General features: G+C 47.0%; 5 protein-coding genes, 1 tRNA gene, 3 rRNA genes and 1 riboswitch. Of the genes, 7 read left to right on the forward strand and 2 right to left on the reverse strand.

All coding sequences use genetic code 11. The annotated features are described in order from the left end of the window. The 5 genes from L4D12_RS13720 to metA all read left to right on the forward strand — a co-directional run. A 23S ribosomal RNA gene (locus L4D12_RS13720) occupies positions 1–2031 on the forward strand; the annotation flags it as partial. Positions 2032–2168: 137 nt separating this feature from the next. Then, positions 2169–2284: ribosomal RNA gene (rrf, locus tag L4D12_RS13725) — 5S ribosomal RNA — on the forward strand. Between the two features lie 48 nt (positions 2285–2332). After that, a tRNA-Thr gene (locus L4D12_RS13730) sits at positions 2333–2408 on the forward strand. A 7-nt stretch (positions 2409–2415) separates the two neighbouring features. Further along, a 5S ribosomal RNA gene (rrf, locus tag L4D12_RS13735) occupies positions 2416–2531 on the forward strand. Positions 2532–2756: 225 nt separating this feature from the next. Beyond that, positions 2757–3698 (forward strand): homoserine O-succinyltransferase MetA, encoded by a 942-nt coding sequence (metA, locus tag L4D12_RS13740; protein WP_428448418.1) that lies wholly within the window; start codon positions 2757–2759, stop codon positions 3696–3698. 84 nt (positions 3699–3782) lie between these two features. Here metA and L4D12_RS13745 read toward each other — a convergent pair whose 3' ends face one another. After that, complete coding sequence (locus L4D12_RS13745; RefSeq protein ID WP_428448419.1) at positions 3783–5066, reverse strand: cation:proton antiporter; 1284 nt, start codon at positions 5064–5066, stop codon at positions 3783–3785. A gap of 196 nt (positions 5067–5262) precedes the next feature. Here L4D12_RS13745 and metH point away from each other — a divergent pair, with 196 nt between their 5' ends. Then, positions 5263–8937: a methionine synthase gene (gene metH / locus L4D12_RS13750; RefSeq protein WP_428448420.1), complete on the forward strand. Its 3675-nt coding sequence runs from the start codon at positions 5263–5265 to the stop codon at positions 8935–8937. A 76-nt stretch (positions 8938–9013) separates the two neighbouring features. On the opposite strand, the gene lysC is transcribed toward metH, so the two are convergent. Beyond that, positions 9014–10393 (reverse strand): lysine-sensitive aspartokinase 3, encoded by a 1380-nt coding sequence (lysC, locus tag L4D12_RS13755; RefSeq protein ID WP_428448421.1) that lies wholly within the window; start codon positions 10391–10393, stop codon positions 9014–9016. A gap of 115 nt (positions 10394–10508) precedes the next feature. Next, positions 10509–10700, reverse strand: a riboswitch (Lysine riboswitch). 243 nt (positions 10701–10943) lie between these two features. Here lysC and L4D12_RS13760 point away from each other — a divergent pair. Then, entirely contained in the window at positions 10944–12062 is a 1119-nt protein-coding gene (locus L4D12_RS13760) for a pyridoxal-phosphate-dependent aminotransferase family protein (protein ID WP_428448422.1), read from the forward strand. The last annotated feature ends 43 nt before the right edge of the window (positions 12063–12105 follow it).

The following is a 12105-nucleotide window of genomic DNA, read 5'->3' on the forward strand; positions in this document are numbered from 1 at the left end:
GCTAGGGGGTCATCCCGACTTACCAACCCTTTGCAAACTCCGAATACCAGTAAGTACTATCCGGGAGACACACGGCGGGTGCTAACGTCCGTCGTGGAGAGGGAAACAACCCAGACCGCCAGCTAAGGTCCCAAAGTTATAGCTAAGTGGGAAACGATGTGGGAAGGCTCAGACAGCCAGGATGTTGGCTTAGAAGCAGCCATCATTTAAAGAAAGCGTAATAGCTCACTGGTCGAGTCGGCCTGCGCGGAAGATTTAACGGGGCTAAGCTATACACCGAAGCTGCGGCAATGTGAACTTGTTCACATTGGGTAGGGGAGCGTTCTGTAAGCCGTTGAAGGTGTGTCGTAAGGCATGCTGGAGGTATCAGAAGTGCGAATGCTGACATGAGTAACGATAAAGGGAGTGAAAAACTCCCTCGCCGGAAGATCAAGGGTTCCTGTCCAACGTTAATCGGGGCAGGGTGAGTCGACCCCTAAGGCGAGGCCGAAAGGCGTAGTCGATGGGAAACGGGTTAATATTCCCGTACTTCTTATAACTGCGATGGAGGGACGGAGAAGGCTAGGTGGGCCTGGCGACGGTCGTCCAGGTTCAAGTATGTAGGYGGTAAKCTTAGGCAAATCCGGGMTTACTTAACGCTGAGATACGATGTCGAGGCACCACGGTGCTGAAGTCATTGATGCCATGCTTCCGGGAAAAGCTTCTAAGCTTCAGGTTATAAGAAATCGTACCCCAAACCGACACAGGTGATCAGGTAGAGAATACCAAGGCGCTTGAGAGAACTCGGGTGAAGGAACTAGGCAAAATGGTACCGTAACTTCGGGAGAAGGTACGCTCTTGGCGGTGAAGTCCCTTGCGGATGGAGCTACTAGGAGTCGCAGATACCAGGTGGCTGCAACTGTTTATTAAAAACACAGCACTGTGCAAAATCGAAAGATGACGTATACGGTGTGACGCCTGCCCGGTGCCGGAAGGTTAATTGATGGGGTTAGACTTCGGTCGAAGCTCTTGATCGAAGCCCCGGTAAACGGCGGCCGTAACTATAACGGTCCTAAGGTAGCGAAATTCCTTGTCGGGTAAGTTCCGACCTGCACGAATGGCGTAATGATGGCCACGCTGTCTCCACCCGAGACTCAGTGAAATTGAAATCGCAGTGAAGATGCTGCGTACCCGCGGCTAGACGGAAAGACCCCGTGAACCTTTACTACAGCTTGGCACTGAACATTGACCCTACATGTGTAGGATAGGTGGGAGCCTTTGAAGCATTGTCGCTAGATGATGTGGAGGCAATCTTGAAATACCACCCTTGTATGCTTGATGTTCTAACGTTGGTCCCTRATCGGGATTGCGGACAGTGCCTGGTGGGTAGTTTGACTGGGGCGGTCTCCTCCCAAAGAGTAACGGAGGAGCACGAAGGTGGGCTAATCACGGTCGGACATCGTGAGGTTAGTGCAATGGCATAAGCCCGCTTGACTGCGAGAATGACAATTCGAGCAGGTGCGAAAGCAGGTCATAGTGATCCGGTGGTTCTGAATGGAAGGGCCATCGCTCAACGGATAAAAGGTACTCCGGGGATAACAGGCTGATACCGCCCAAGAGTTCATATCGACGGCGGTGTTTGGCACCTCGATGTCGGCTCATCACATCCTGGGGCTGAAGTCGGTCCCAAGGGTATGGCTGTTCGCCATTTAAAGTGGTACGCGAGCTGGGTTTAGAACGTCGTGAGACAGTTCGGTCCCTATCTGCCGTGGGCGTTGGATGATTGAGAGGGGCTGCTCCTAGTACGAGAGGACCGGAGTGGACGAACCGCTGGTGTTCGGGTTGTGTCGCCAGACGCATTGCCCGGTAGCTAAGTTCGGGATCGATAACCGCTGAAAGCATCTAAGCGGGAAGCGAGCCTCAAGATGAGTCATCCCTAGACCTTAAAGGTCTCTAAAGGGTTGTTGAAGACTACGACGTTGATAGGCAGGGTGTGTAAGTGCTGCGAGGCATTGAGCTAACCTGTACTAATTGCCCGTGAGGCTTAACCATACAACACCCAAGGGGTTTTATCTCGAAAGAGAATCGGACTCTGTAAGCACTTGAATGCAGTGTTGAACAAATTTGTAAACTAGTTAACTTTCCCAGATTGCTATTTACTGCCTGATGGCGGTGAATAAACGAATTTGCTTGGCGACCATAGCGTTATGGACCCACCTGATCCCATGCCGAACTCAGTAGTGAAACGTAATAGCGCCGATGGTAGTGTGGGGTCTCCCCATGTGAGAGTAGGACATCGCCAGGCTCCCAATTTTGAAATTTTCCATAGGTAGATTTCGACGCAGAATTGCGTGCTGGTATGGCTCAGTTGGTAGAGCGCACCCTTGGTAAGGGTGAGGTCCCCAGTTCAAATCTGGGTACTAGCACCATCATTTTTTCAGCGACAATAGCACAATGGACCCACCTGATCCCATGCCGAACTCAGTAGTGAAACGTTGTAGCGCCGATGGTAGTGTGGGGTCTCCCCATGTGAGAGTAGGACATTGCTGAATCCCCTTTTAAAACCCAGTCATTGGCTGGGTTTTTTTATTTTTGTACTCTGCATTTATTATTAGTTAATTTCATATTGTAGATCCCTGCTCAAATTCTTTTGATCTTGTTTTCCTTGCATGTAAGTAAAAACTCTTATAGTTTTATTTAGATATCTAGACGTCTAAATTTTCTCTTTGAGAGCGTAAAGATAGTTCGTTGGTGCTACGTTTAAGGAGTAAACAAAGATGCCGATTAAGATTCCAGATCAATTGCCTGCAACAGACGTCTTACGTAGCGAGAATATTTTTGTCATGACAGAAGCCCGTGCTGCAAGCCAGGCTATTCGTCCACTTAAAGTATTGTTGCTTAATTTGATGCCAAAGAAAATTGAGACGGAAACTCAATTTTTACGCTTATTATCGAACAGTCCGTTACAGGTAGATATCGAGTTACTTCGGATAGATAATCGACCTACGAAAAATACGCCAACAGAACATCTGGATATGTTTTATCGCCAGTTTGAAATGGTCAAAAATCGTAATTTTGATGGATTGATTGTAACGGGAGCGCCGTTAGGTCTGGTTCAGTTTGAAGATGTACTCTATTGGGATGAGATCCAGGCAATCATGGCTTGGGCTAAAGATCACGTGACTTCAACTCTTTTTGTATGCTGGGCAGCGCAGGCTGGTTTGAAATTGCTGTATGATTTACCAAAGCGTACTCGTAAGGAGAAGCTTTCTGGTGTGTATGCACATCGAACCCATGATTGTCGTCATCCTCTATTAAGGGGGTTTGATGACTCATTTCTCGCTCCTCATTCACGTTATGCTGATTTCTCTCCTGCATATCTTGAAGAGCATACAGATCTGGATATTCTTGCGACATCTGAGCTGGCTGGAACCTATTTAGCCGCGACGAAAGATAAGCGTAATGTCTTTGTTACTGGCCACCCTGAGTATGATGTCGATACATTACATAACGAATATGTACGTGATCTTGGTGAAGGGATGGAGCCGTTTATTCCAGTTAATTATTATCCTAATGATAATCCAGCCCATCCTCCGATTGCTAGTTGGCGTAGCCATGGACACTTACTGTTTTCGAATTGGTTGAATTACTGCGTCTATCAGCAGACACCTTATGATCTGGAACACTTTTCGGAAGATAATTTTACTAAAGATGAATAGCGTAAACGTAACAATAAGGCCTGCATTTGCAGGCCTTATTGTTATAGTGCGACTTATTTGAGTCACGGTTAAAGATCTGCAGTATTAATTATTCGTGTTTGCTTCCCATACTTTAGCTCTTTTGATTAATGGGATAATGGTTGAGCCTTGGATCAGGATCGAGAATACAACAACAGCGTAAGTCATGACTAGTATGATTTCACGAACATCAATGTTCTTTTCTGGGATGACCATAATACCTGCCGGTATTGCCATTGCCATGGCGAGAGCGAGGCCACCCCGTAATCCACCCCAAGTTAAAATACTCACGGACATCGGGTTGTAATTACGATAACGTTGAAAGCCAAAGTAGGACAGTTTAACACTTAGGTAGCGGCCTAGTAGGACAAGAGGGATAGCAATGACCATCAAGATCCAATCTTCTTGATGGAATTTAAAGAGCAGCATGCTCATACCGATCAAGAGAAACAAAACGCCATTGAGGAATTCATCAATGAGCTCCCAGAAGTGATCTAAGTGCTCTTCACTCTCTTTTGAGAAACCAATATAACGGGTCCAGTTTCCAATCATGATTCCTGATACGACCATTGCTAATGGGCCTGATACATGGATCACTTCTGCAAAAACATAACCAGCAGTCGGGATCCCCAGCGTCAGTAATAACTCCATCGAATGATCATTGGTGGAGCTGATGAGATAGTGGAAAAGTAAACCGAGAGCAAAGCCATAGACTATCCCACCGACGGCTTCTTGGAGGAATAACTGGCCTACACCTAAGACTGTTGGGGTTTCATTTCCAAAAGCCACTGTAAAGAGTGTTACGAAGATAACAAGACCAAAACCATCATTAAAAAGAGATTCGCCTTCGATTTGGATTGAAATTTGTTTAGGAGCATGGAGTTTCTTTACGATCGCTAAAACGGCGATGGGATCTGTGGGCGAAATTAATGAGCCGAAGATCAGACAGTAAATTAAATCTAGTTGGATTCCGAAGAGTTGGCAGATCCCCCATAGCGCGAATCCGATAAAGAAGGTCGAGAATAGCGTGGCAGCTAAGGCTAGGGTGGTGATTTCCCACTTTTGTTCTTCCAAATGCGGAAGCTTGATCCCTAATCCACCAGCGAATAATAGAAAGCCGAGAATACCTTTGAGAAGAAAATCTTCAAAATTGACTTCCCCGAGCTGTTCAGCTGCAATTCTTTCTAAATGAAACCAACCATTTTGCCCGGCAATAATGATGAAAAGTGAGAGGATCAATGCGCCAGCAGTAATGGCGATGGTGCTTTGCATCTTCCCAATCTTGCTATTTACAAATGCTATAAGCATAGCGGCAGCCGCTAAGAAACAGAGAGTGCTGTAGACTGACATCCCGTAACCTCATTAAAAAATAAAAGTAAAGCAAGAAATAGTGTCAAAATATAAATGTATCCTAGTCTGATGACCATGATTTATTCGCGATAAGCATTGTTTTTTTTCTCATCAAAAAGCCCTTTAGACGTCTAGATTTCCAACTCTGCTATGGTAGGATGTGAACTAGCTGTAACATTATATAAGGAAGAATACAGTGCTGACGGACAAGGATTTACTACAGAAGCGAATTAAAGAGCAGATCCTGATCATTGATGGTGGTATGGGCACCATGATTCAAGGTTATAAACTTGAGGAGCAAGATTATCGTGGTGAGCGATTTGCTAATTGGCATTCTGATTTAAAGGGCAATAATGACCTATTAGTGCTGAGTCAGCCGCAGTTGATTAAGGATATTCATTCGGCATACCTTGAGGCTGGTGCTGATATTCTTGAAACTAATACCTTCAATGCTACGACGATTGCCATGGCTGACTATGATATGGCAAGTCTGAGTGCGGAGATTAACCGTGAAGCGGCCCATCTCGCTCGTATCGTTGCTGATGAGTGGACGGGAAAAACGCCGGATAAGCCACGTTTTGTTGCTGGTGTGTTAGGTCCGACTAATCGCACTTGCTCTATATCACCCGACGTAAATGATCCTGGCTACCGTAATGTTACGTTTGATGAGCTTGTGCGAGCCTATTCGGAATCCACTCATGCCCTGATCCAAGGTGGCGTTGATTTAATCCTGATTGAGACTATCTTTGATACACTCAACGCCAAAGCGTGCGCTTTTGCGGTGGAAACTGTTTTTGATGAACTTGGTTATAGTTTGCCTGTGATGATTTCCGGTACCATCACCGATGCCTCTGGCCGAACGCTTTCAGGGCAGACAACAGAAGCGTTTTATAATGCACTACGTCATGTAAGGCCGATCTCATTTGGTCTTAATTGTGCTTTAGGCCCGGATGAGTTACGTCCATATGTGGCAGAGTTATCGAGGATCTCAGAATGTGCAGTTTCCGCGCATCCAAATGCAGGTTTGCCTAATGCGTTTGGTGAATATGATTTGTCGCCTGAAGAGATGGCCGTACACGTGAAAGAATGGGCGGAGAGTGGCTTCTTGAATTTGATAGGAGGGTGTTGTGGTACGACGCCTGAGCATATTCACCATATGTATATTGCCACCAAAGATCTCAAACCCCGCGTGTTACCTGATATTCCCGTCGCTTGCCGCTTATCTGGCCTTGAGCCGTTAACGATTGAAAAAAACACGTTATTTATTAACGTGGGTGAGCGAACTAATGTGACAGGTTCAGCTCGATTCAAACGTCTGATCAAAGAAGAATTGTACGATGAAGCGTTGGACGTAGCCCGTCAGCAGGTTGAAAACGGCGCGCAAATCATTGATATAAATATGGATGAAGGCATGTTAGATGCGGAAGCTGCGATGGTCCGCTTCTTAAATCTGTGTGCCACGGAGCCGGAGATCGCTAAAGTTCCCATCATGGTCGACTCCTCCAAATGGGACGTGATTGAGGCCGGTCTGAAGTGTATTCAGGGTAAAGGGATCGTTAATTCAATCTCTCTAAAGGAGGGGATAGTCAAATTTGTTGAGCAGGCCTCTCTGATCCGTCGCTATGGTGCAGCCGTTATTGTGATGGCATTTGATGAGGTTGGGCAGGCCGATACTCGTGAGCGAAAACTGGAAATTTGCACCAAAGCTTATCGGATCCTTGTTGATGAAGTGGGTTTTCCACCTGAAGATATCATTTTTGACCCGAATATCTTTGCTATTGCGACTGGGATTGAGGAACACAATAACTATGCCGTCGACTTCATTGATGCGGTGGCAGACATTAAGCGCGACTTGCCACATGCCATGATTTCTGGTGGGGTTTCTAATGTGTCTTTTTCGTTTCGCGGTAACAATTATGTGCGCGAAGCGATACATGCAGTGTTCCTCTATCACTGTTTTAAGAACGGTATGGACATGGGAATCGTCAATGCTGGTCAGCTTGAGGTTTACGATAATGTGCCAGATAAACTGCGCGAAGCCGTGGAAGACGTGGTGCTTAACCGGCGAGATGATAGTACTGAGCGTTTGCTCGATATTGCCGCTGAATACGCAGGGAAGGATGTAGGTAAAGAATCCGATGCTACAGCTTTGGTATGGCGAACTTGGCCAGTAGAGAAGCGTTTGGAGCATGCTCTTGTCAAAGGGATCACCGAATTTATTATTGCAGATACTGAAGAGGCGCGGCTGAATGCTGATAAACCGCTTGCCGTGATTGAGGGGCCACTCATGGATGGCATGAATGTGGTCGGCGACCTGTTTGGTGAGGGTAAAATGTTTCTGCCACAAGTCGTGAAATCAGCGCGGGTGATGAAGCAGGCTGTTGCTCATTTAGAGCCATTTATCAATGCGTCTAAACAATCCGGATCGTCCAATGGGAAGATCTTACTGGCAACCGTTAAAGGTGATGTGCACGATATAGGTAAGAATATTGTTGGTGTGGTATTACAGTGCAATAACTATGAAATCATTGACCTTGGGGTGATGGTGCCGTGCGAGAAAATCCTTCAAGTCGCCAAAGAAAAAAACGTTGATATTATAGGTCTATCTGGGTTGATCACCCCATCGTTGGATGAAATGGTGTATGTGGCCAAAGAGATGGAACGCCAGGGATTTGAATTACCGTTATTAATCGGTGGAGCGACAACATCGAAAGCCCATACCGCAGTGAAGATTGAACAAAACTACCATCAGCCAGTGGTGTATGTGAACAACGCTTCTCGTGCAGTTGGCGTATGTTCATCGCTGTTGTCTGAAAATCTCAAGCCTGCCTTTGTCGAAAAGCTGCAGGCTGATTATGATGTGGTACGTGAGCAGCATGCTCGTAAACGCCCTCGATCTAAGCCCGTAAAATTGGAAGCGGCTCGCGTCAATAAGGTTGATATTGACTGGGAGAGTTATACACCGCCGGTACCTGCTAAACCGGGTATACATGAATTTAATGACGTTGATGTCGCGACCCTGCGCAGTTATATCGACTGGACTCCCTTTTTCATGACTTGGTCATTGATGGGGAAATACCCTGCTATCTTTGATCACGAAGAGGTTGGAGAGGAAGCGAAGCGTTTATTTGATGATGCGAATTCGTTACTGGATAGAGTGGAAAGCGAGGGCTTATTACAAGCGAAGGGGATATGTGCATTATTTCCAGCCAACAGTGTCGGTGATGACATTGAAGTGTATACCGATGAGTCGCGTACAGTTGTGGCAGAAGTGCTTTATCACTTACGTCAGCAGACTGAGAAGCCAAAAGGTTTCAATTACTGCTTATCGGACTATATCGCCCCGAAAGTAAGTGGTAAGTCTGATTGGGTCGGGGCATTTGCCGTGACGGGAGGTATCGGCGAGCGAGCGCTGGCCGATGCTTATAAAGCGGCGGGCGATGACTATAATGCGATCATGATCCAAGCGGTGGCTGATCGTCTGGCTGAAGCTTTTGCAGAGTACTTACATAAAATTGTACGGAAAGAAATTTGGGGATATTCGTTACATGAAGACCTGTCCAATGAGGATTTGATCCGTGAAAATTATCAAGGGATCCGCCCTGCTCCCGGTTATCCTGCATGTCCAGAACATACAGAGAAAGGCACATTGTGGGAGCTTTTAGGCGTGGAAGAGGCGATAGGCATGTCGCTGACATCCAGCTATGCCATGTGGCCGGGTGCGTCGGTATCGGGGTGGTATTTTTCTCATCCGGACTCGCGTTATTTTGCTATCGCACAGATCCAAGAAGATCAGAGAGATAGCTATGCAGATCGTAAAGGATGGAACACGATTGAGGCCGAAAAATGGCTGGGGCCTAATTTGCATTAGGCGTGGCTGTTCTTTCGAGAATTGACTGACACAAGAAAGGCGCTCATTGAGCGCCTTTCTTGTGTCTGAGCGAGGATTACTCGAACAGAGCCTGATGCAGTGTTTTTACTACGTCTCGTGACTCCTGAGTACTGACCAAGAAGCAGAGGTTATGGGTGCTGGCACCAAAGCAAATCATGCGAGGACTGTATTGGTCGAGTGTACCAAATACCTGAGTTGCTGCTCCGGGGGCTTCACCTAGCTTATTGCCAATCAGGGCGACAAGACATAAGTTATGCTCAACCTCGACTCGGCATAGCTCACTTAGCGCTGCTGTTGCGGCTGCTGGCAGATTGGGTGCACCGCCACCGGTATCAGTTTGATCCAGAGTTAGCGATATACTGACTTCTGATGTGGTGATCAGATCGACAGAAACTTTGTGCTCAGCCAGGATCCGAAAGACTTCAGATAGAAAACCGTAAGCATGGAACATCTTCAGGCTAGTGAGGGTTACCATGGTCTGGTTGCAACGTAAAGCCAGCGCACGAAACTTCGGTGGCTCCGTTACATGCTGGCGGATCCATGTGCCGCCTTGATCGGGTGCTTTCGAGGATCCGATAAAAACTGGGATCTGCTGACGAACCGCTGGAAGCAGCGTTGATGGATGCAGAATTTTTGCCCCAAAGTTAGCCATTTCCGATGCTTCACTAAAACTGATTTCACTAATTGGCTTTGCATTGGCAGTAATGCGTGGGTCGGTACTGTACATACCCGGTACGTCAGTCCAGATTTCCAGCGTATTTGCACAGATTGCTTCTGCGATAAGTGCTGCACTGTAGTCACTGCCGCCACGACCAAGTGTGGTGGTTTTTCCTTTGTCATCAGAACCAATAAAGCCCTGAGAAACAATGATCTTATCTGTCAGCAGTGGCTGGAGATGCTGCTCTGCAAGCTGACGGATGGTATTAATATCTGGTACGGCTTTACCATATTGGTTATCGGTACGCATGACATGACGAATGTCAAAACGTTGGGCTGGTGCCCCCATTTCATTCAGGATCTGAGTGAAAAGGAATGTTGACAGCAGTTCTCCATGAGCAACCAATTGATCGGTAAACTGGACGGACGGAGATGTCGCCGTGTGTTCCGATAGCGTTGCGATATTATCAAGAAGTTGATAGATCTCTGTTGATACGCATTCCGGTTGCGTTAAATCATCGAGAATCGATTGATGGATTGTACGAAGTTGTTGTAGCCGTTGTGAGCGCTGCTCGATATCGGCAATTCCATTTGCTAATTCAACTAGCAGGTTGGTTACACCGGAACACGCACTGATCAATACAACCTTAGCTGATGGGTTGTTTTTAATGATTTCGGCGCTTCGGCTCATGGCGGCATGATCGGCTACACTGGTGCCGCCAAATTTCGCTACAGTGATCGGCGGAGGAACCGCAGAATTATTGTCAATAAAGCTCACAACGAGTCTCCCAAAATGAATAAATTAAACGTTCTCATACATAGGGGGGTGACTCGGGATCAAGATCCCGACATAAGTGTCAGGAGAGCAAAGCGGTAAGATCTTGGAAGATACAACAACCAGAAGCTCCCCACCTTTCCCTCACCATTGTCTCGGGAAAGATGACAGCTAGAAGGATTCAACCTTCTAAGCCGATATAACATGCCCCCTGTCATGTCATATCTCGGCGTTACTCCCCCTCTCCAGATTGCTTTGGGGTGGGGCCCCGCAATCCTAGATACCTGGGTAACGCTCCTCTTCTGTTTTCACCTGAAAATAACGCGCATCAGGATGAACAAAAAATGTGCTTTATTGAAGCGGATCTGTGGCCAGTTTGTCAATCATAAGATGACATGATTTGCTCAAAATTAGCCGAAAAATGCACCAGTCATGATTCAAGAGTGGGTAAGCTATCGAAATACGCACAATCGTGATAGAGCTGATATAGTCATTAAGTACCCTTGTTATCGAAACTGATGATAACCACTCTTACTTTCAGGGAGGAATAATAATGAAAATTGGTCGTTTTTACCCACCTCAACGCACCCTTATGGGCCCCGGTCCTTCGGATATTTATCCGTCAGTCTTGCAAGCATTAAGCCGCCCGACGATTGGCCATTTAGACCCATTGTTTATTGGCATGATGGATGAGTTGAAGCAGCTACTTCAATATGCATTTCAGACTCAGAATACTTTTACGATTGCGGTTTCAGCGCCAGGCAGTGCCGGGATGGAAGCATGTTTTGTCAATCTGGTTGAGCCGGGAGACAAAATCATCGTGTGTCGAAATGGCGTGTTTGGCGAGCGGATGCGGGAGAATGTCGAGCGTTGTGGCGGCATTGCGGTGATGGTTGACAATACGTGGGGAGAGCCCGTTGATCCCGCACTTGTCCGTCAGGCATTAACCAGCCATCCGGATGCGAAAATTGTGGCGTTTGTTCATGCCGAAACGTCAACGGGGGCCTTGAGTGATGCCCAAGCGATAGCTAAATTGGCTCGCGAGCATGGCTGCCTGACTATTGTTGATGCTGTTACCTCTCTGGGTGGTGTACCTCTGCTGGTGGATGAATGGCAGCTGGATGCGGTCTATTCAGGGAGCCAGAAGTGCCTTTCCTGCGTACCGGGCTTATCACCGTTGACATTTTCACCGCGTGCGATTGAAAAGATCCAGCAGCGTCAGATACCGGTTCAGAGCTGGTTTTTAGATCAGAGTTTGGTCTTAGGATATTGGAGCGGAGAGGGCAAGCGAAGCTATCACCATACCGCCCCAGTAAACAGCTTGTATGCGCTGCATGAAGCCTTGGTATTACTGCAGCATGAAGGTTTGGAACAGGCATGGCAACGCCATCGTGATATACATCAAGAGTTACGCGAAGGTTTAGAGCAACTCGGGATTGAGTTTGTTGTTGAGGAGTCCTCTCGTCTGCCGCAACTCAATGCCGTTTATATTCCGCAAGGGATCGATGATGCACAAGTACGGAAGATTCTACTTGAACGCTATAACCTGGAAATTGGTGCCGGTCTGGGGGCTTTGGCCGGTAAAGCATGGCGCATTGGCTTGATGGGATATGCGGCCCGCAGTGAGAATGTTGCGCTCTGTCTACGTGCGCTGGAAACAACATTGAAATGATGCGGTTGCAGACTTGAAAAAACGGCTACTTCGGTAGCCGTTT

It is taken from the genome of Photobacterium nomapromontoriensis (assembly GCF_050336815.1).
In the GTDB taxonomy this organism is placed as follows: domain Bacteria; phylum Pseudomonadota; class Gammaproteobacteria; order Enterobacterales; family Vibrionaceae; genus Photobacterium; species Photobacterium nomapromontoriensis.

What these genes read in the sequence shown, in the direction of transcription:
- metA (WP_428448418.1), top strand. Translation starts at nt 2,757, where the DNA reads ATGCCGATTAAGATTCCAGATCAATTGCCTGCAACAGACGTCTTACGT.
- L4D12_RS13745 (WP_428448419.1), bottom strand. Translation starts at nt 5,066, where the DNA reads ATGTCAGTCTACAGCACTCTCTGTTTCTTAGCGGCTGCCGCTATGCTT.
- L4D12_RS13760 (WP_428448422.1), top strand. Translation starts at nt 10,944, where the DNA reads ATGAAAATTGGTCGTTTTTACCCACCTCAACGCACCCTTATGGGCCCC.